The following is a 19,512-nucleotide window of genomic DNA, read 5'->3' on the forward strand; positions in this document are numbered from 1 at the left end:
TCCTGACCGGTTTGCCAACGCCCCCGCCCTTCCGGCCCGATACGGGAAACTAGGACGGTCGAAACGAGTTGGGAGGTCGGCCATGCGTCCTGAGGATCGCCTCGCGCTGCTGGAGAACGACCTCCCGGCGGCCGCGAGCCGCGGTGAGATCATCGCGCTGTTCCAGCCGCAGTTCTCGCTCACGACCGGCGGCGTCGTCGGGGCGGAGGCGCTCAGCCGGTGGGTCCACCCGCGGTTCGGTCTCGTCGCTCCGGGCGAGTTCATTCCGATGGCCGAGCGTCTGGGGCTCGTCGGCGGGATCGGGGACGTCATGCTGCGACTCGGCTGCCACGCCGCTCGCGATTGGCTGAACCACGGGCATGCGATCGAGGTTGCGGTCAACGTGTCGATCCTGCAGCTGCGGACGCCGGCGATCGTCGACACGGTCGCCGCGTTGCTCGACGAGTTCTCGCTCGCGCCGAGCCTGCTGACGCTCGAAGTGACCGAGACCACTCCCGTGACCGATGTCCCGGAGGCGATCGACGTCGTCCGCCGGCTGAGCGGGCTCGGCGTGAACATCTCGATCGATGATTTCGGCGCCGCCTATGCGTCGCCGGAGCAGGTCATCGCACTGCAGGCGACCGAACTGAAGGTCGACCAGTCGCTCGTGCAGGAGACCCAGGGCGCCCACGCCGAAGACCTGGCGCAAGCGGTCGCGTTCGGCAAAGCGCACGGCATGCGCCTGGTCGCGGAGGGCATCGAGACGGAGGCGCAGCTTGCGCGAGTTCGCGCACTTCAGTGCGATCGCGGCCAGGGATACCTCCTGTCGCGTCCGACGACCAAGGCGGATGTGGACAGCCTCCTGGTCTCCGCCGGAGGCATCCGCACGGCCGAGTAGGCGCGCTAACTTGACGATTGCCTCAGAAACCGTCACGCTCAACACATGCATTTAGACCGGTCACTCATTTGAGGCAAGATGTGCTCGACGAAGTCGCGCGTATGCAACCTTTTCCGCGAGCACTTGTAGACCGATCCCACACCGTCGTCGACGCCAACCAGGCACTCGAAGTCTGGGCCGGCCGGCCTTCCGAAGAACTCGTCGGGATGCCGCTCGCCGCGGTGCTCGGTGTCGAAGCCGACGAACTCGCCGAGGCACTGGCGACCGGCAACCCGGGCGGCATCCGTCTCGAGTCCTCCGCGCACGCCTACCAGGGGACGCGGAGCTCGGTGGTCATCCGCGCCGTGCGGATCTCCGGGGGCCGAACGATCGTCGCCTTCGACCCGGAGCTCGCCGGGGTCGGCGAGCGCACCGCAGCGCTCGGGCGACGCGAGAGCGACCGGTTGCAGTTGCTGCTCTCCGCCTCCGTCGCGTTCGCGAAGACGCGGGCCGAGGAGGAGCTCGGCGAGCTGCTGTCGCAGACCGCGCGCCGGGCGTTCAACGCGACCGCCTGCAGCGTGCACACCGGTGAACCGGGGAACTACACGCTTGTGGCGGGAGAGAACCTTCTGGAGAAGGAGTGGCCGAAGGATAGGCACGGAGAGGCTGTCCAGCTCGGGAGCGTCGTGACGATCCAGTCACCCGCCGAGGCCGATATCGTGGCGCCGGGCCTCGGATTGAGCGGCGTCTTCGAACGGGCAGGGGTCTATGGTCTGATCGCCGTGCCCATCATCGAGGACGGCGTCCTGTACGGCGCCTTCGCCTGCTACTTCGATCAGCCCCGTAAGTTCGACGATCAGGCCGTGCCGCTGGCCGAGGCGCTCGCCCAGCTTGCCGGGCAGGTCCTCGTCCGGCTCCGCCTGGAAGCGCGGCTGCGCCGTGCGGCGATGCTCGACGAGGTGACGGGCCTGCCGAACCGGCGCCTGTTCGACGAGAGCCTGCATCAGACCGAGCGCGCGCACGCGGACCAGACCGCCGTGCTCTTCGTCGACCTCGACGGGTTCAAGGCCATCAACGACACCCTGGGGCACGCCGCGGGTGACACCGTGCTCAAGGAGGTGGCCGAGCGCCTGAGCCACGTGTTCCGCCAGGAGGACATGATCGCTCGTTACGGCGGCGACGAGTTCATCGCCGCGCTGCAGGTCGCCGACACGTCGGACGCGCTCGAATTGGCCGACCGTGCCAGAGCGGCCATCGCCGAGGACTTCGCCGGCATCCCGCCGGAGCTGAACATCACGGCGAGCGTCGGCATCGCCATCTCGGACGGGGGCGTCGGCGACACGTCGATCGACCACCTCATCCGGCTTGCGGACCAGGCGATGTACGCCGCCAAGCGGGGCGGCGGCGACCAGGCGGTCGTCCACAGGGCGGAGCGGTAGCGCGCATTCCCTACCGCGGATTCGCGTCCCAATCTATGGGCGGCGGCGACGCCGCGAATGTCGGAGAATGTGCACGTGAACAAACCCGAGATCCCGGTTCCGCTCCTGCTCGGAAGGTATCGGCCGATTCGGCTGCTCGCGCGCGGCGGCACCTCGATGGTCTTCCGCGCGCGCGATGAGAACCTGGGCCGCGACGTCGCCGTCAAGCTGTTCTCCTCAGGACGCCATTCCGACGTGGCACGATTCCGGGCCGAGGTGGGCGTGCTCGCCGCCCTCCGGCACCACGGTGTCGTCTCGATCCTCGACGCGGGCGTCGACGACTCGTCACCCAAAGACCCTCGCCCGTTCCTGGTGATCGAGCTGGTCGAAGGCGACACGCTCCGCGCGGTGCTGAACGCCGGTCCGCTGACGACGCGGCAGATCGGCGAGGTCGCGTTCGAGGTCGCGGAAACGCTGGAGTACGTTCACGCGCGCGGCGTCATCCACCGCGACGTGACGCCGTCGAACATCATGATCGTCGACTACGGCACCCGGTTCTCGCGTCCGCGGGCGAGGCTGACGGACTTCGGGATTGCCATCCACGCGACGCGTCCGCAGGAGCTCGCGGAGGGGACGTTCGGGACGGCCGCCTACCTGAGCCCCGAGCAGGTGCGGAGCGAGACCCTGACGCCGGCGTCGGACATCTATTCGCTGGGCCTCGTCCTGCTGGAGTGCTTCACGAGGACGGTCGCGTTTCCGGGCACGCCTGTCGAATCCGCGCTGTCGCGGCTGGACCGCGATCCGGAGACGCCGGATGTCGTCCCCGAGCGCTGGCGCGTGCTCATCCAGTCGATGACGCAGTCCGACGCGTCGCTGAGGCCGTCCGCGGCGGACGTCGCGACCGCCGCGCGAGGAGCCCTGCGGGCGGACCGGGAACACGAGCCCGCATGAACGCGGGCGTCGCCCGATCCTCGGCTCGGGCAGCATATGATCGACTGGCCGGCGGGACCCGCCCCGGCTCCCGCCCTCGGAAGGAGAGCACCGGTTGGGCACTCTGATCTACGGTTCCGGCGCGAAGATCGACATCGACGATCGCCTGCTGGCCCACCTCCAGCTGGTCATCACGTCGAAGCTGCGACGGAACGAGCAGTTCCTCTTCGAGTGGGACCACGACGAGGCCTACTCGCGCGGCCGCACCGCGATCTGGATCAACCCGTCCGTCCCGGTGCACTTCCAGTACGTGGGCAGCCGTCGGCCCGCGCTCAACCGGGCGTGGACGGAGGCGCTGATGGACGCCGCCAACAGCGTCGGCGGTCTGCGCGCGGTCCCCGAGCCTTCGGCGCGCTGATGGGGACGCTCTTCTACGGGGACGCCGTGTCGTCCGTCGAGTTCGACGACCGCCTGCTCGCGCACCTGCAGCTGGCGATCGTCACGAAGCTGCGGCGGAACGAGAGCTTCGTGTTCTCCTGGGACATCCCCGTCGCGGGGGAAGCGGCTCGAACTCGATCTGGCTGTCCCCGACCGTCGGCATCCGCTTCACCTACCCGACGCATACACGCGAGCCGATCAACCGTGCATGGGTGGAGGCCCTCGTCCGCACGGCGAACAGCGTCTCCGGCCTCCGCGTCGTCGACGAACCCCCGCCGGCGCGGACGCGCAGGCCCAGGACAAGACCGACAGAACGGATGAACAGTGATCGTCAACAGGCTTACCGTGGACGGCAAGGACTACTTCCTGCCCGGATCAGTGACGGAGCTCCGCGAGAAGATCAGGGCGGCGATCCAGGCGGGCGGCGACTACGTCAACATCCCGCCGCTGCGCTCCGGCCCCGGAATCGACATCCTCTTCTCGCCGGGCATGCCGGTGGTGTGGAGCCAGATCGACGTCGGAGGCGACACCGGAGCGGACGCGGACGGCGCGGAGGTGTCGCACTCGGCCATCGACGACGACACGTTCGACGGGCTTTAAGGAGCGGTCTCGGCCCGCGCTGACGACCCCCGGATCCCCTTGGGACCGGGGGTTTTCTTCGAAAAGACGGGTGCGCTCCTTCCAAATCTCACAGTGATGAGGGTGCAGACCGTTAGTGCGCGTACTTTGTGCGGCACGCACGGAAGGACGCACATGGACAACGGTCCGTACACCGAGGAACAGCCGCCTCAGGGGGTACCCCCGAACTCGACGCGGGAACCTCCGACCAGCCGGGTCAGGAACGGACACGACGCGGTCCCTTGGCCCGGTTCTTCGGTGTTCTCGGGCCGGGCCTGGTGACGGGCGCTGCGGACGACGACCCCTCGGGCATCGCCACGTACTCGCAGGCCGGTGCGACCTATGGCAACACCATGCTCTGGACGGTGCCGCTCACGCTTCCGCTGATGATGGCGGTGCAGGAGATCTGCGACCGGATGGCGCTCGCGTCCGGAGACAGCTTGGGCAGGCTGATCCGCCGCCACTTCCGCCGCGGTTTCCGTATCGCCATCGGGGTGCTCCTGGTGTTCCTGATCGTCGCGAATGTGCTCAACATCGCGGCGGACCTGAACGCGATCGGCGAGGGCATGCACCTGCTCCATCTCGGGCCGGGCGTGGTGTGGAGCGTGGTCGCGGGCGTGGTGATCGCCGTGGCGGTCACGGGCGGGTCGTTCGCGATGATCGGCCGCATTTTCAAATGGCTGTGCCTGGTGCTGCTGGTCTACGTCGGCGTGCTGTTCGTGTCGAACGTGAACTGGGCCGACGTCGCCCGGGGACTGGTCGGCGTGGGGATGAAGCCGACGCCCGCCTCCCTCGGACTGGTGGTCGGTGTGCTCGGGACGACGATCAGCCCGTACATGTTCTTCTGGCAGTCGGCGCAGCGCGTCGAGGAGCTGCGCGCCGAGGAGCGCGGTGGGGATCACGCTCCCGCGCTCGAGGAGCGCCCGCGATCCGAGGCGAGGCGCCGCCTCCGCAACGGGCGGCTGGACGTCTTCACCGGGATGGCGTTCAGCGTGCTCATCATGTTCGCGATCATCGCCTCCTCGGCGGCCACCCTCGGCGCGCATCACAAGGCCATCACCAGCGCGGCGGACGCCGCGAAGGCGCTCGAGCCGATCGCCGGCAGCTACGCCGGGATGCTGTTCGCGCTGGGCTTCATCGGCTCGGGCGTGCTGGCCGTCCCGGTGCTCGCGGCCTCCGGTGCGGCCGGGATGGCCGGGCTGCTGAACAAGGACTGGGGGCTCGACCGCAGTCCGCGCCGTGCGCCGCTGTTCTACATCCTCCTCGCGCTCGGGATCGTCGTGGGGACGGTCCTCGCTGTCGTCGACAAGAACCCCATCGAGCTGCTGGTGTTCTCGGCGATCGTCAACGGGATCGCGGCCGGGCCCTTCCTCATCGTGCTGATGCTGATCTCCCGCAGCCGCACCATCATGGGCGAGCACGTCAACGGCCGGCTGGCCGACACGATGGGGTGGATCGCCACGGTGATCATGTGCGTCGCCGGCGTCTACGGCACCTGGTTCACGGTCGCCGGAGGGTAGCGAGAGTCCCGCTTCGTGTCGGGAGCGTTGGACAAAAGGATCATCCTGATCTATTTTGTTCTGTGGCAGGACGACGGGGTCCTCAGGCGCTCGGCCCAGGCTCACCCCGTTCCGCCGTCGTATCCCTACACGTTGAAGGAGTACCTGTGTCAGAGCAGAGGCCAACCACCGGGAGCACTCTCGGACTCGAGGTGCGGTCCATCGATTACGTCCCGCATCACGAGCGTCACGGCAAGGTGTGGCACATCGGCCCGCTGTGGTTCATGTCCAACGCGCAGATCGCGACCCTCGCGGTCGGTGTGGTGAGCATCGCGGCCGGCGGGAACCTGATCTGGTCGATCATCGCCATCGTCCTCGGGCTGCTGGTCGGCACGATCTTCATGGCCGCGCACTCGTCGCAGGGTCCGCAGCTCGGCCTGCCGCAGATGATCCAGTCGCGCCCGCAGTTCGGCTACATCGGCGCGCTGCTGGTGTGGCTCTTCGCGTTCCTGCAGTATGCCGGCTTCAACGTCTTCAACACGGTCCTCGCCGGTGACTCGCTCACCGGGGCGATCCACGTCGGGCACGGCGCGGATGCGTTCTGGTTCTGGCTGGTCACCGTCGTCTGCGCGGCGGTCGCCCTCTTCGGCTACGACCTCATCCACAAGGTCGAGCGGTACCTCACCTACGTCACCGTGGTCGTGCTCGCCCTGCTCACGTTCGCGGCACTGGTCCACCTGCACCTCCCGGCCGGCTCGTTCGACATCGCGCACTTCAACGCGCTGGCCTTCTTCTCGCAGTTCGGCGTCGTCGCGGGGTACCAGATCTCGTGGGCGATCTACGTCTCCGACTACTCGCGCTACCTCCCGGCCGACACCCCGCCGAAGACGACGTTCCGGTGGACGTTCTGGGGCAGCGCCATCGGCGGCGCATGGATGATCCTGCTCGGCGCCTACCTGGCCGCCGCGGTCAAGGACTTCAACGCCAGCGACCCGGTGGCGGCGATCCGGGATGTCGCCGACGGTCTCTTTCCCGGCTTCGGCATCATCGCCCTGCTGGTCATCGCGTTCGGTCTGATGGCGGTCATCATCCTCAACATGTACGGCGGGTCGCTGACGCTGATCTCCTCGATCGACAGCATCCGCAAGGTGCGGCCGACCCTGAGGGTCCGCGTGATCACGGTGGGCATCACCGCGGTCATCTCCGGCGTGCTCTCCCTCTACGCCTCCAGCGACTTCGCCGCCGTCTTCGCGGACTTCCTCCTGCTGGTGCTGTACTTCTTCATCCCGTGGACGGCGATCAACCTGACCGACTACTTCATCGTGCGCAAGGGGCACTACGCGATCGGTGAGATCTTCAAGCCGCACGGCATCTACAAGCGCTGGGGCTGGGCCGGGATCGTCTCGTACCTGGTCGCCTTCGCGTGCATGATCCCGTTCTTCAGCATCGGCACGTTCTTCACCGGGGCCATCGCACAGCGCATGGGCGGCGTCGACATCTCGCTGTTCATCGGACTGCCCGTCGGCGGTGCGCTCTACTGGCTCTTCACCCGCAACCTCGACCTCGCCGCGGAGCGCGCGCTGGCCGAGCAGCAGTCGGCCGACCTCGAGAACGCGGCCCCGGAGGGCGACGACCTCGCCGGCGTCATCCTCGACTGAGGCCCGGAGCGGCTCGCGCCGGACGTCCGATCAGCGGTCGGCGTCCGGCGCAGCCGTTCGCGCTCCGTCCTCGCCCGCCGCGGCGATGCCCACGAACATGGAGCGATGGAGGGTCTGGACATGCGCCTCCATGATCGACACCGCAGCCACCGGGTCGTGGCGGCGGAGGGCGTCGACGACCTCCGCGTGCTCGGCGTTGACGCGGTGGAGATAGGCCACCGGGTACGGCAGGAAGTACTCGTACAGGGCGTACAGCGTCGTGCTGTAGTGCGGGAGGGCCCAGGGCAGGCCGCTCGCCCGTGCGATGGCCAGATGGAGCGCTTCGTCGGCCGAGTGGTAGCCGCTCCAGTCCTCTGCGCGCCCCGCCTGCTCGACGTAGCGGTCGAGCTCGGCGAGCTGGGCGTCGCTGATGACGAGCGCCGCGTGATGGACGACGGCGCACTCGAGCAGCGTCCGGCGGTCGATCAGCTCGTGCACCTTCGCCGCGTCGTCCAGGTAGGCGCCGACGGCCGAGACGGCGGAGGCCGCGGAGCGCTCCGCCACGAAGGTGCCGCCCGCCCGGCCTCGGCGCCGGGCCAGGAGGCCGTCGTCGGCGAGGCTCTCCAGCGCCCGGCGGGCGGTGATGTCGCTCACCCCGAGCGCTTCGGCCACCTGGCGGTAGGTGGGCAGGCGATCTCCTCGGGCGAGGAGGCCCAGCTCGATCGCGAGCGCGATGCGGGCCCGCACCGTCTCCAGCGCGCTCAGGCGCGTGATGCCCGCGACGGCCGGGTCCACGAGAGCCGCCACGGCGGTTCCGGCACCTTCGCCCGCGCCTGTATCGTCCTTCCCCGACGTCATGCGGTCCACCCTAGCGGCCGGCGCTGGACATAAGCGATCATAATGATCTATTTTTGCTGTGAGCAGTCGACGAACGAAGGAGTGAGGACGATGGCACGAACCCTGCAGATCGTGGGAGTCCAGGCGCCGCCGCTGCCGATCGGGACTGCGCTCGAGGTGTTCGCGGACGATGTGCGCTCGATCTCCGCCTCGACCGCGGACGGCCACCCGGACGGGGCTGCGCGACTCGTCGTCTACCCCGAGCTGCACCTCTTCGGTCCCGAGCGCGTCGCCCCGGCAGACCGCAACCAGCTGCTCGACGCTTCCGCCGTCGCGCTGGACTCGCCGCTGATCGCCGGGCTCGGCGACATCGCGCGGGAGGCGGGCGTCTGGCTCGTCCCCGGCAGCGTGTGCGAGCGCGGACCCGCCGGCGAGCTCTTCAACACGGCGCTCGTCTTCTCGCCGACGGGCGAGCTGACCGCGCGCTACCGCAAGATCTTCCCGTGGCGGCCCTTCGAGCCGTACGTCCCCGGCGGCGAGTTCGTCGTCTTCGACATTCCCGGCACCGGACGCCTCGGGCTTTCCATCTGCTACGACGCCTGGTTTCCGGAGGTCACCCGGCACCTCGCCTGGATGGGCGCCGAAGCCGTCGTCAACGTCGTCAAGACCACCACCCCCGACCGCGCCCAGGAGGTCGTGCTCGCCCAGGCCAACTCGATCGTCAACCAGACCTTCACCGTGAGCGTCAACTGCGCCGGCCCGATCGGCGAGGGCCGCAGCCTCATCGTGGACCCCGAGGGCGCGGTCCTCGCAGCCGCTTCGGGCGCCGACCCGGCGATCCTCGTCGAGACGATCGACCTGGACGCCGTCACCCGCGTGCGCGGGTCCGGCACCGCCGGCTCCAATCGCATGTGGGCCCAGTTCGAGCCGACGGACGCGCCTCTCGAGCTGCCGCTCTACTCCGGCCGCATCGACCCGGCACGCTGGGCGCCGTCCGCCGCCGTCGTCGGGAACGCGACCCGCTGAGACCGACGTATGCTTGTCCGCGGCCGTCCGGGCCCCGCGATCCGGCCGAGAGAGGAGAGACTGTGCGCATCACCCTCGCGCAGATCGACTCCGACGACGACATCCAGCGCAACCTCGGGCTCGTCCGCACGGCCGCGGAGGCGGCAGCCGCGGACGGCGCGGAGCTTGTGGTCTTCCCCGAGTACACGATGTACGAGAAGCGCGCCGTCGACGCGTCCTTCGCGACCGCGGCCCAGCCCCTCGACGGGCCGTTCGTGTCGGCGCTCGCGGAGCTGGCCGCCACCGTGGGCATCGCGATCGTCGCAGGTATCGTCGAGAAGACGGACGACGACCCGAGACCGCACAATACGCTGATCGCGGTCGACGCGACCGGGTCGGTCATCGCCCGCTACCGCAAGCTCCACCTGTTCGACTCGTTCGGCTTCCGCGAGTCGGAGTGGATCGCGCCCGGCGACTCCCTCGACCCTGTCGTCTTCGAGGTCGGTGGCCTGACCTTCGGACTGATGACCTGCTACGACCTCCGCTTCCCCGAACTGGGCCGCCGCCTCGCAGACGCCGGCGCGCAGGTGGTCCTGGCCTGCTCCTCCTGGGTTCCCGGCCCAGGCAAGGTCGACCAGTGGCGCACCCTGGCGAAGGCCCGCGCCATCGAGAACACCTGCTTCGTCGCCGCGATCTCGCAGGCCTCCACGATCTCGATCGGCACGAGCCTCCTGTCCGACCCGTTCGGCGCTGTCGTCGGGGAACTCGGCGACAGCCCGGCGCTGGCGACCGTCGAGGTGGCCGCAGCGGACGTCGATGCCGCGCGCACGCGGAATCCGGCGCTTCAGCAGCGGCGGTACGCGTAGAGCTCCTGCTCGCTTCACGAAGCGTAACGAGAGCTACGCCCGGCCGGCCCTGGCCGCATATCCTGCCTCAGATCACACCGACCGGCGATGACGAGATGAGGCGCAGTGTCCGATCGAGAAACCGAGCGAAGGCGGGCCCTGGTCTTCTTCGTGGGGCTCAGCGCGAGCCTCATCCTGGTCGCCGTCGCGAGTCTGACGCTCTCGCCGGCGTCTGCGGCCCCGGGGGTCATGGTGTCCGCGCTGATCCTGCTGGGCGGCGCGGCCTACGGCTTGGTCGCGTCGATCGTGCTCCTGGCCCGGGGGCGTGGCGTGGCGACAGGTGACGAACCCACGCCGGCGTCGGACAGGGCGGAGAAGTAGCGATTCCGCGCGATGGCGACGAGTTCCCAGTCGGTCATCCGGTCGTGGCGGAGCAGCGGCTCCGTGACGATGTCGGCGGCCGACTTCTGGACGAGCTGATGGAAGTATCCCGGGGCGAGCAGGTAGCTGGCGGCGACCACTCGTCCGGAGCCTTCGGGCGCAGCCCTGCCGACCGCGATGTCGAGGGGCGGCTGCGCGGCGCTGAGGAAGCCGACGGTCACCGGGCGATGGCACGCGACGCCGAGCAGCAGCCCTGCTGCCAACCCGTCGTCGACGCCCGCGCGATCGCTCGATCCGGCGGCGGCGAGCACGATCCGGTCGTCCCGGCCCAGGCCGGCCTCGTGCAGCCGTCGCCGGAGGATCTCGGCGAGCCGCGGATCGGGGCCGAGTGCGGGCGCGACGATGACACGCTCGCCGAACGGCGCCGCGGCCTCCGGGAGGTCGTGGCCGAGGTGGTAGCCGCGGGACAGCAGCAGCGGCACGATCACGATCGTCGCGTCGGCCGGAAGAGCCGCCAGCGCGGACGGGACGTCGGGCTGTTGCACATCGACGAACGCGTGGGCGGCGACATCCGCGTCCACGGCATCGTGGACCGACTCGGCGAAGCGCGAGACCGCCCGCTGGCCCTGCGGGTCGGAGGTGCCGTGCGACACGGTGAGAATGGCGATCATGCGGGCTCCGGTGGTCGGGGGACGGCGAGGCGGAGGCACCTCGACCGGGCCCGTCCAGGATGCCTGAGGAGCCGTTCGCGATTTCTGGATTACGTCCATTTATTACCGCCGCCCTTCCGTCGCGTCTCGCATCCGGCCTAGGTTCCCTACTCGATCCGCCCCGCAGCGGAGGAGGGAATTCCCATGACGATCTCGGAACAGCACACCGCACGGACGGCCGTACGGCCGCGCCGCTCGGACGCCCGGCCGAACGGTCAGTGGGCGGTCGATGGCACGGCGCCTCTGAACGGCAACGAGGCCTGGAAGCAGGAGGACGGCGGCCTGGCCGTCCGCGAGCGCATCGTGCGCGTCTACGCCGACGGCGGCTTCGCCTCCATCGACCCGACCGACCTGCACGGCCGCTTCCGGTGGTGGGGGCTGTACACTCAGCGCAAGCCCGGCATCGACGGCGGCAAGACCGCGACGCTGGAGCCGCACGAGCTCGAGGACGAGTTCTTCATGCTGCGGGTCCGCATCGACGGCGGCCAGCTCACGACCGAGCAGCTGCGGACGATCGCGGGCATCTCGACCGAGTTCGGCCGCGACACTGCCGACCTGACCGACCGGCAGAACATCCAGCTGCACTGGATCCGGGTGGAGGACGTACCCGAGATCTGGCGGCGGCTGGAAGCGGTGGGCCTCAGCACGACGGAGGCCTGCGGCGACGTGCCGCGGGTGTTCCTCGGCTCGCCGGTGGCGGGCATCGCTGCGGACGAGCTGATCGACCCGACGCCGCTGATCGAGGAGATCGCCGAGCGGTTCCTCGGCGACCCGGAGCTGGCGAACCTGCCGCGCAAATTCAAGACCGCGATCAGCGGGCACCCGAGTCAGGACGTGGTCCACGAGATCAACGACGTGTCGTTCGTCGTGGTCGAGCATCCCGAACTCGGTGTCGGCTTCGACCTGTGGGTCGGCGGCGGCCTGTCGACGACGCCGCGGCTGGCGGAGCGGCTGGGCGCGTTCGTCCCGCCGGAGCAGGTGCCGGAGGTGTGGCACGGGGTCGTGCGGATCTTCCGCGACTACGGCTACCGGCGGCTGCGCAACAAGGCCCGCCTGAAGTTCCTCCTCGCCGACTGGGGGGTCGAGAAGTTCCGGCAGGTGCTGGAGGACGAGTACCTCGGCGAACCGCTCGCCGACGGCCCGGCGCCCGCCGCGCCGACGACCGCCGGCGACCACGTCGGCGTCCACCGGCAGAAGGACGGCCGCTACTTCATCGGCGTCACGCCGTTCGTCGGCCGTGTCTCCGGCACGAGCCTGGGTCAGCTCGCCGACCTCCTGGAGCGGCACGGCTCCACCCGGTTGCGGACGACGCCGCACCAGAAGATCCTCGCCCTCGACATCCCCGAGGCGAACGTCGAGCAGGCCGTCGCGGAGCTCGACGCGCTCGGGCTCACGGCCAAGCCGAGCGTGTTCCGCCGCGGCACGATTGCGTGCACGGGCATCGAGTTCTGCAAGCTCGCGATCGTGGAGACCAAGCTCACCGCGACCGCCGCCGTGCAGCAGTTGGAGGACCGGCTGGCGGGCCTCGACCTCCCGGCGCCGCTCAGCCTCCACGTCAACGGCTGCCCGAACTCCTGCGCCCGCATCCAGACCGCCGACATCGGGCTCAAAGGTCAGCTGCTCCCGGACGGGAACGGCGGCCAGGTGCCCGGCTTCCAGGTGCACCTGGGCGGCGGCCTCGCCTCCCGCGACCGCGACGAGGCAGGCCTGGGCCGCACCGTGCGCGGCCTCAAGGTGACCGCGGACGGGATCGCGGACTACGTCGAGCGCGTCGTCAAGCGCTTCCTGACCGACCGCACCGACACCGAGACGTTCGCCGAGTGGGCGCACCGGGCCGACGAGGAGGCGCTGCAGTGACCGCGACCAACCTGGGCAGCCTGCCCGCGCGACCCGCCGAGCTGCGGCCGGTCGATGAGCTCCGTGCGCTCGCGGAGCGCGGCGCGCGCGAGCTGGAAGGCGCGACCGCCGAGGAGATCGTGCGCTGGGTCGCCGACAACTTCGCCGTGGAGCGCACCGCCGTCGCGTGCTCGATGGCCGACGCCGTCCTCCCGCACGTCGTGGCGGCGGGGCTGCCGGGCGTCGACGTGCTGTTCCTCGACACCGGCTACCACTTCGTGGAGACGTACGTGACCCGCGACGAGGTCGCCCGCGCACTGGATGTGCGGGTGGTCGACGTGAAGCCGAAGCAGACGGTGGCCGAGCAGGACGCGGAGTTCGGCGCCGAGCTGTTCGCCCGCGACCCCAACCTGTGCTGCGCCCGCCGCAAGGTGGAGCCGTTGCAGCGCTCGCTGACCGGCTACGAACTCTGGTTCACCGGCGTGCGCCGCGAGGAGGCGCCCACCCGCACCGAGACCCCGTTCATCACCTGGGACGAGAAGAACGGCCTGGTGAAGGTCAACCCGCTCGCCGCCTGGACGTTCGACGAGCTGCTCGACTACGCCGCGGCGAACGCGGTGCCGATGAACCTGCTCCTGTCCAACGGGTACCCCTCGATCGGCTGCGAACCGTGCACCAAGCCGGTGGCCGAGGGGAGGACCCGCGCTCCGGTCGCTGGGCCGGGCTCGCCAAGACCGAATGCGGGTTGCACGAATGACCGACACCACCCTGACGTCCCCGCGCTCCCTCGACCTGATCGACCAGCTCGAGGCCGAGTCCATCCACATCATCCGGGAGGTCGTCGCCGAGTTCGAGCGGCCGGTGCTGCTGTTCTCCGGCGGCAAGGACTCCGTGCTCGTGCTGCACCTGGCGGCGAAGGCGTTCTGGCCGGCCCGCATCCCGTTCTCGCTGCTGCACGTGGACACGGGCCACAACTTCCCGGAGGTCCTCGACTTCCGCGACGCGACGGCCGAGCGATTCGGCATCCCGCTGGCCGTGGCCCGGGTGCAGGACTACATCGACGACGGCCGGCTCAGCGAGCGCGCCGACGGCACCCGCAACCCGCTGCAGACCGTCCCGCTGCTCGATGCGATCGAGGCCGGCCGGCACGACGCGGTCTTCGGCGGCGCGCGCCGCGACGAGGACAAGGCGCGGGCGAAGGAGCGCATCCTCTCGCTGCGCGACGGATTCGGCCAGTGGGATCCGCGCAACCAGCGCCCCGAGCTGTGGAGCCTCTACAACGGCCGCCACACGCCCGGCCAGCACGTGCGGGCGTTCCCGATCAGCAACTGGACCGAGCTCGACGTCTGGCGCTACATCGAGCGCGAGGGCATCGAGCTGCCGCCGCTGTACTACGCGCACGAACGCGGCGTGTTCGCCCGCGATGGGATGTGGCGCGCGGTCGGCCCGGTCTCGCCCGCCGACCGCGGCGAGACCGTCGAGCAGCGACTGGTGCGCTACCGCACGGTCGGCGACATGAGCTGCACGGGCGCGGTCGAGTCCGACGCGCGCGACGTCGCCGCGGTGGTGCGGGAGGTCGCGGCCTCCACCCTCAGCGAGCGCGGCGCGACCCGCGCCGACGACCGCATCTCCGAAGCCGCGATGGAAGACCGGAAACGGCAGGGATACTTCTGATGACTCTTCTCGACGACGACACCCGCGCGGCGCTCCCCGCCCCGGCGGCCGGCGCTGCGACCCGCGGCACCCTGTTCCGCTTCGCGACAGCCGGCTCGGTCGACGACGGCAAGTCGACCCTGGTCGGCAGGCTGCTGCACGACTCGAAAGCGATCCTCGCGGACCACCTCGCCGCGGTCGAGCGCACCTCCCGGGAGCGCGGCTTCGGCGGCGAGGCCGGCGGGCTCGACCTCGCCCTCCTCACCGACGGCCTGCGCGCCGAGCGCGAGCAGGGCATCACGATCGACGTCGCCTACCGGTACTTCGCCACCGACGCCCGCTCGTTCATCCTCGCCGACTGCCCGGGCCACGTGCAGTACACCCGCAACATGGTCACCGGCGCGACCACCGCCGACGCGGTCGTGCTGCTGGTGGATGCCCGCAACGGCGTGCTGGAGCAGACCCGCCGCCACCTCGCGGTCATCAGCCTGCTGCGCGTGCCGCACGTGATCGTGGCGATCAACAAGATCGACCTGGTCGGCTTCGACGCCGACCGGGTGCGGCAGGTGACGGAAGAGCTGGCCGAGGTGACCGACGAGCTCGGCATCCGCGACCTCCACGTCGTGCCGGTCTGCGCGGTCGACGGGGACAACGTCGCCGACCGCTCGGCGCGCACGCCCTGGTACGACGGACCGGCGCTGCTCGAACTGCTGGAGGCGCTGCCGAGCACCGACCAGCTCGAGACGCCGGCGGAGGACCTCCGCCTCCCCGTGCAGCTGGTGCTGCGGCCCCAGGGCGCGCTGGCACCGGGTCTCGACGCGACCGAGTACCGCGACTACCGCTCGGCCGCCGGACGGATCGCCTCGGGAACCGTCGCCGTCGGCGACCGGGTGAGCGTGCTGCCCGGCGGCGCGACCTCGGTCGTGACCCGCATCGACGTCGCCGGCCGCAGCGTGGAGTCTGCGGTGGCGCCGCAGTCCGTCGCGGTCAGCCTCGCCGACGACCTCGACCTCGCCCGCGGCGCCCTCATCGGAACCGCAGCCACCCTCCCGGAGCCACGGTCGGCGCTCACCGCGGAGGTGTTCTGGCTGGACCCGTCCCGCGGCGTCCCCGGAGCCCGGCTGCTGCTGAAGTGGGGGACCGCGACCGTCCAGGCCCGGCTCACCGGGATCGAAGGCCGCCGCGACCTCACCACCCTCCGGATCGTCCCGGCCGACGCGCTCGACGTCAACGACATCGGCCACGTCACCCTCCAGCTCGCGGAGGCGCTGCCGGTGGAGCCGTACGCGGCCAACCGCGACACGGGCGCGTTCCTGCTCATCGACCCCCAGTCCGGTGCGACGCTCGCCGCCGGCATCGTCTCCTGAAGAAGGGGTTCCCCGTGCAAACACCGCTCCGCACCATCGCAGTCCTCGCGCTCGCCGCTGCCACCGCCGCCCTGACCGGCTGCGCGGCTTCCGCGGCCGGCGCCGACCCCGCCCCGGCGAAGGCGATCCGTGTCGGCTACTTCGACAACGTCACGCACGCCCCGGCGCTGATCGGCATCCACGACGGACTGCTGCAGAAGGCGCTCGGCACGACCGAGCTCCAGACCAAGCAGTTCAGCGCAGGCCCCGCCGAGATCGAGGCGCTCAGCGCCGGCGCGATCGACGCCGCGTACATCGGCCCGAGCCCGGCGATCAACTCGTACCTGAAGAGCGGCGGCCAGTCTCTGACGATCGTCTCCGGGGTCGCCACGGGAGGCGCCGCCCTCGTGGTCACGAGCGACATCACCTCGGCCGGCCAGCTCAAGGGGAAGACGATCGCGACCCCCCAGCTCGGCAACACGCAGGACGTGGCGCTGCGCTACTGGCTGACCAAGCAGGGCCTCCACACGTCGCTGACCGGCGGGGGCGACGTCACCGTCTCGCCGACCGACAACGCACAGGCGCTGACCCTGTTCCAGGCCGGGAAGATCGACGGCGCGTGGGTACCCGAGCCGTGGGTGTCCCGGTTCGTGCTCGACGGGAACGCGTCCGTGCTGGTCGACGAGGCGTCGCTCTGGCCGGGCGGGACGTTCCCGACCACGGTGCTCGCCGTCTCGACCGCGTTCCTGAAGGCGCACCCGCAGACGGTGAAAGCGCTCGTCCAGGGCAACGCCGACGCCGTCGACGCCCTGAAGGATCCGGCCACGGTCGGCAACGACATCAACGCGCAGCTCAAGGCCGACACCGGCAAGGAGCTGCCGGAGGGGGTGCTCGTGCGGGCGCTGGACCACGTCAGCTTCGCCACCGACCCGGATGCGACGGCGTTCCCGACGCTCGTCCAGCACGCGAGCACGGTCGGGCTGGCCACCAAGGGCTCGCTGAAGGGCCTGTTCGACCTCACCGCCCTCAACGCGGTCCGCAGCGCGGCCGGGCAGCCGGCCGCCTCCGCCGGCGGACTGGGGCGATGACATGGACGACCTCGACCGCGCCGCCGTCGCCCTCGCGGGAGTGAGCAAGCGCTTCGGCGCGCACGCTCCCGTCGTGCTCGACGGGGTGGACCTGCGCATCGGCGACGGCGAGTTCGTCTGCCTGCTCGGGGCGTCCGGGTGCGGCAAGTCGACCATCCTGAACCTGATCGCCGGGCTCGACCGGCCGACCGCAGGCGAGATCGTGGTGCCGAGCGGGCCGGTCGCGATGATGTTCCAGGATGCCGCCCTGCTGCCGTGGCTGACCGCCCGCCGCAACGTCGAACTGGCCCTCGACCTCGGCGGCCTCCCGCGCGACCGGCGCCGTGCCCGCGTCGACGAGCTCCTGGAACTGGTCTCGCTCACGCACGCCGCCGACCGCCGCCCGCACGAGCTCTCCGGCGGGATGCGGCAGCGCGTCGCCCTCGCCCGGGCGCTCGCGCAGGACCGGCACGTGCTGCTGATGGACGAGCCGTTCGCCGCCGTCGACGCGATCACCCGCGACCTGCTCCATGGGGAGCTGGAGCGGATCTGGCGACAGACCGGCCGCACCATCGTCTTCGTCACCCACAACGTGCGGGAGGCGCTACGCCTCGGGCAGCGGATCGTGCTGCTGAGCTCGCGACCGGGCCGTGTGGCCGCCGAGTGGGCGGTGCCCGGCGACGTACGCGCCGGGGCCGACCCGGTGGAGACCGCCCGCCTGGACGACGAGATCACCCGCCGGCTGCGAGAGGAGCTGATCCGCAATGCCGCCTGAAGCCACTGCGTCGACGACAATCGAGCCGATTCGCGCTCTGAGCGAGACGTCCGAGCTGCGCGCCCTGGAGGCCGGGCTCGACTCCCTCCAGACCGCTCCGGATGCCGCGCCACGCCGGGCACGCCGCATCGCCAGAGCCGTCCTCCCGACCACGGTCTTCGTGCTCGCCGCACTGATCGCCTGGCAGCTCTACACCGTGATCGCCCACCCGCGACCCGATCTCCATCCGGGGCCGGCCGACGTTCTCAACGCGCTCGGCAGCGCGGCGAGTTCCGGCCACCTCGCCACGGCCATCGGGACCAGCCTCGGCCGCGGCGGCTTCGGGTTCCTGCTCGCGATCCTGATCGCCACCCCGCTCGGCCTGCTGCTGGCCGAGGTGCGCTGGCTGCGCCGTGCCGTCGGCCCGATCCTCTCCGGCCTCCAGGTGCTGCCGTCGGTGGCCTGGGTTCCCGCCGCGATCATCTGGTTCGGCCTCACCGATGCAGCGATCTACTTCGTGGTCCTGCTCGGCGCCGTCCCCTCGATCGTCAACGGTCTCCTCGCCGGGATCGACCAGGTGCCCCCGCAACTGCGTCGCGTCGGCGTCATCCTCGGCGCGAACCGCCGCCAGCAGCAGACCCGGATCCTCTTCCCGGCCGCGCTGCCCGGCTACATCGCGGGACTCCGGCAGGGCTGGGCCTTCGCGTGGCGGTCGCTCATGGCCGCCGAGATCATCGCCGGCTCGCTCGGCTTCGGGCTCGGCTCCATGCTCGAGCAGAGCCGGGAGCTCGCCGACCTGCCGACCGTGCTCGCCACCATCCTGACGATCCTGGTCGTCGGGATCGTGGTCGAGCTGGCCCTCTTCGCACCGATCGAGCGGACGCTGCTGCGCCGCCGCGGCCTGACAGGAGCTACCCGATGAACACACAGGCACAGGGCTCCGTCGCCCTGGTGGGCGGCGGTCCCGGTCACCCCGACCTGATCACCGTCCGCGGGCGGCAACTGCTCACCGCGGCGGACGTCGTCATCGCCGACCGACTCGGCCCGCGCGCGTTGCTGGACGACCTCGGCCCCGACACCGAGGTCATCGACGTCGGCAAGCAGCCGCACCACCACCCGGTCCCGCAGTCGCGGATCAACGAGCTCCTGGTCGAGCACGCCCGCGCGGGCAAGCGCGTCGTCCGCCTCAAAGGCGGCGACCCGTTCGTCTTCGGCCGTGGCGGCGAGGAGGCCGAGTTCTGCCGCGCCGCCGGCATCCCGGTGGAGGTCGTGCCCGGGGTGACCAGCGCCATCGCCGTCCCGTCCATCGCCGGCATCCCGGTCACCCACCGCGGTGTCGCCGCCGGGTTCACCGTGCTGTCCGCGCACACCGACATCGACGAGGTTCCCGGCGGACCCGAGCACACGGTCGTCCTCCTGATGGGCGTCTCCGGGCTCGCGGCCACCGCGGCGACCCTGGCCGCCGGCCGCCGCGGCGCGGACTGCCCGGTCGCCATCGTCGAGGACGGCTACGGCGACGGCCAGCGCGTCACCATCGGCACGCTCAGCACCATCGCCGCCGACGCCGCCGCGCGCGGTGTGCGCTCGCCCGCCGTGATCGTCGTCGGCGACGTCGTCCGGCTGGCCGACCCCGACCTCCTCCCCATCCCTGCAGCACAGCACCGCACCGTATAGAGAGGCAC

The 19,512-nt window shown here is 70.7% G+C and carries 18 protein-coding genes and 1 pseudogene; 17 read left to right on the plus strand and 2 right to left on the minus strand.

Going from position 1 to position 19,512, the window contains the following annotated elements; all coding sequences use genetic code 11:
• Positions 1-82 precede the first annotated feature (82 nt).
• From ACR5MH_RS18035 to ACR5MH_RS18065, 7 genes are all read left to right on the plus strand, one after another.
• Positions 83-877 (plus strand): EAL domain-containing protein, encoded by a 795-nt coding sequence (locus ACR5MH_RS18035; RefSeq protein WP_431348446.1) that lies wholly within the window; start codon positions 83-85, stop codon positions 875-877.
• A gap of 17 nt (positions 878-894) precedes the next feature.
• Entirely contained in the window at positions 895-2,295 is a 1,401-nt protein-coding gene (locus tag ACR5MH_RS18040; protein ID WP_433862013.1) for a diguanylate cyclase, read from the plus strand.
• Between the two features lie 75 nt (positions 2,296-2,370).
• Positions 2,371-3,225, plus strand: coding sequence for a serine/threonine-protein kinase (locus ACR5MH_RS18045; RefSeq protein ID WP_433862014.1), 855 nt, complete (start codon positions 2,371-2,373; stop codon positions 3,223-3,225).
• A gap of 94 nt (positions 3,226-3,319) precedes the next feature.
• Positions 3,320-3,622, plus strand: coding sequence for an ATP-dependent DNA ligase (locus ACR5MH_RS18050; protein WP_431348449.1), 303 nt, complete (start codon positions 3,320-3,322; stop codon positions 3,620-3,622).
• A 344-nt stretch (positions 3,623-3,966) separates the two neighbouring features.
• Positions 3,967-4,242, plus strand: a complete 276-nt coding sequence (locus ACR5MH_RS18055) for a hypothetical protein (RefSeq protein WP_431348450.1) — start codon at positions 3,967-3,969, stop codon at positions 4,240-4,242.
• Positions 4,243-4,502: 260 nt separating this feature from the next.
• Positions 4,503-5,780 (plus strand): Nramp family divalent metal transporter, encoded by a 1,278-nt coding sequence (locus ACR5MH_RS18060; RefSeq protein WP_431348451.1) that lies wholly within the window; start codon positions 4,503-4,505, stop codon positions 5,778-5,780.
• Between the two features lie 146 nt (positions 5,781-5,926).
• Entirely contained in the window at positions 5,927-7,417 is a 1,491-nt protein-coding gene (locus ACR5MH_RS18065; RefSeq protein ID WP_431348452.1) for a purine-cytosine permease family protein, read from the plus strand.
• Between the two features lie 30 nt (positions 7,418-7,447).
• Here ACR5MH_RS18065 and ACR5MH_RS18070 read toward each other — a convergent pair whose 3' ends face one another.
• The gene (locus ACR5MH_RS18070; RefSeq protein WP_431348453.1) at positions 7,448-8,203 is read right to left on the minus strand and encodes a FadR/GntR family transcriptional regulator; all 756 of its coding nucleotides are present in this window, start codon (positions 8,201-8,203) and stop codon (positions 7,448-7,450) included.
• 141 nt (positions 8,204-8,344) lie between these two features.
• Between ACR5MH_RS18070 and ACR5MH_RS18075 the strand changes: the two genes are divergently transcribed.
• Positions 8,345-9,259: a carbon-nitrogen hydrolase family protein gene (locus ACR5MH_RS18075; RefSeq protein ID WP_431348454.1), complete on the plus strand. Its 915-nt coding sequence runs from the start codon at positions 8,345-8,347 to the stop codon at positions 9,257-9,259.
• A gap of 62 nt (positions 9,260-9,321) precedes the next feature.
• Positions 9,322-10,104 (plus strand): carbon-nitrogen hydrolase family protein, encoded by a 783-nt coding sequence (locus tag ACR5MH_RS18080; protein WP_431348455.1) that lies wholly within the window; start codon positions 9,322-9,324, stop codon positions 10,102-10,104.
• Positions 10,105-10,367: 263 nt separating this feature from the next.
• On the opposite strand, the gene ACR5MH_RS18085 is transcribed toward ACR5MH_RS18080, so the two are convergent.
• On the minus strand, positions 10,368-11,135 hold the full coding sequence (locus ACR5MH_RS18085; RefSeq protein WP_431348456.1) for a sirohydrochlorin chelatase: 768 nt from the start codon (positions 11,133-11,135) through the stop codon (positions 10,368-10,370).
• Positions 11,136-11,318: 183 nt separating this feature from the next.
• Between ACR5MH_RS18085 and ACR5MH_RS18090 the strand changes: the two genes are divergently transcribed.
• The 8 genes and pseudogenes from ACR5MH_RS18090 to cobA all read left to right on the plus strand — a co-directional run bounded on the left by ACR5MH_RS18090 (position 11,319) and on the right by cobA (position 19,504).
• The gene (locus tag ACR5MH_RS18090) at positions 11,319-13,031 is read left to right on the plus strand and encodes a nitrite/sulfite reductase (RefSeq protein ID WP_431348457.1); all 1,713 of its coding nucleotides are present in this window, start codon (positions 11,319-11,321) and stop codon (positions 13,029-13,031) included.
• Positions 13,028-13,648: pseudogene (locus tag ACR5MH_RS18095) on the plus strand (phosphoadenylyl-sulfate reductase); the annotation flags it as partial. The gene ACR5MH_RS18090 and the pseudogene ACR5MH_RS18095, both read left to right, overlap by 4 nt.
• A 100-nt stretch (positions 13,649-13,748) precedes the next feature.
• On the plus strand, positions 13,749-14,684 hold the full coding sequence (gene cysD / locus ACR5MH_RS18100) for a sulfate adenylyltransferase subunit CysD (RefSeq protein WP_433862015.1): 936 nt from the start codon (positions 13,749-13,751) through the stop codon (positions 14,682-14,684).
• Positions 14,684-16,030, plus strand: coding sequence for a sulfate adenylyltransferase subunit 1 (locus ACR5MH_RS18105; RefSeq protein WP_431348459.1), 1,347 nt, complete (start codon positions 14,684-14,686; stop codon positions 16,028-16,030). The genes cysD and ACR5MH_RS18105 overlap by 1 nt, the downstream gene beginning before the upstream one ends.
• A 14-nt stretch (positions 16,031-16,044) precedes the next feature.
• The gene (locus tag ACR5MH_RS18110) at positions 16,045-17,097 is read left to right on the plus strand and encodes an ABC transporter substrate-binding protein (RefSeq protein WP_433862016.1); all 1,053 of its coding nucleotides are present in this window, start codon (positions 16,045-16,047) and stop codon (positions 17,095-17,097) included.
• Position 17,098: 1 nt separating this feature from the next.
• Complete coding sequence (locus tag ACR5MH_RS18115; protein WP_431348461.1) at positions 17,099-17,851, plus strand: ABC transporter ATP-binding protein; 753 nt, start codon at positions 17,099-17,101, stop codon at positions 17,849-17,851.
• A complete protein-coding gene (locus ACR5MH_RS18120) occupies positions 17,841-18,752 on the plus strand; it encodes an ABC transporter permease (protein ID WP_433862017.1) in 912 nt (303 codons plus the stop codon). The genes ACR5MH_RS18115 and ACR5MH_RS18120 overlap by 11 nt, the downstream gene beginning before the upstream one ends.
• Positions 18,749-19,504: a uroporphyrinogen-III C-methyltransferase gene (gene cobA / locus ACR5MH_RS18125; protein ID WP_431348463.1), complete on the plus strand. Its 756-nt coding sequence runs from the start codon at positions 18,749-18,751 to the stop codon at positions 19,502-19,504. Before ACR5MH_RS18120 ends, cobA begins: the two co-directional genes overlap by 4 nt.
• The last annotated feature ends 8 nt before the right edge of the window (positions 19,505-19,512 follow it).

The sequence above is a fragment of the Streptomyces sp. L7 genome (assembly GCF_050990935.1).
Lineage (GTDB): Bacteria > Actinomycetota > Actinomycetes > Actinomycetales > Microbacteriaceae > Leifsonia.

Excerpts from the sequence above, each read along its gene's own strand:
- cobA (WP_431348463.1), top strand. The coding sequence starts at position 18,749 with ATGAACACACAGGCACAGGGCTCCGTCGCCCTGGTGGGCGGCGGTCCC.
- ACR5MH_RS18115 (WP_431348461.1), top strand. The coding sequence starts at position 17,099 with ATGGACGACCTCGACCGCGCCGCCGTCGCCCTCGCGGGAGTGAGCAAG.
- cysD (WP_433862015.1), top strand. The coding sequence starts at position 13,749 with ATGCGGGTTGCACGAATGACCGACACCACCCTGACGTCCCCGCGCTCC.
- ACR5MH_RS18105 (WP_431348459.1), top strand. The coding sequence starts at position 14,684 with ATGACTCTTCTCGACGACGACACCCGCGCGGCGCTCCCCGCCCCGGCG.
- ACR5MH_RS18120 (WP_433862017.1), top strand. The coding sequence starts at position 17,841 with ATGCCGCCTGAAGCCACTGCGTCGACGACAATCGAGCCGATTCGCGCT.
- ACR5MH_RS18035 (WP_431348446.1), top strand. The coding sequence starts at position 83 with ATGCGTCCTGAGGATCGCCTCGCGCTGCTGGAGAACGACCTCCCGGCG.
- ACR5MH_RS18075 (WP_431348454.1), top strand. The coding sequence starts at position 8,345 with ATGGCACGAACCCTGCAGATCGTGGGAGTCCAGGCGCCGCCGCTGCCG.
- ACR5MH_RS18090 (WP_431348457.1), top strand. The coding sequence starts at position 11,319 with ATGACGATCTCGGAACAGCACACCGCACGGACGGCCGTACGGCCGCGC.
- ACR5MH_RS18085 (WP_431348456.1), bottom strand. The coding sequence starts at position 11,135 with ATGATCGCCATTCTCACCGTGTCGCACGGCACCTCCGACCCGCAGGGC.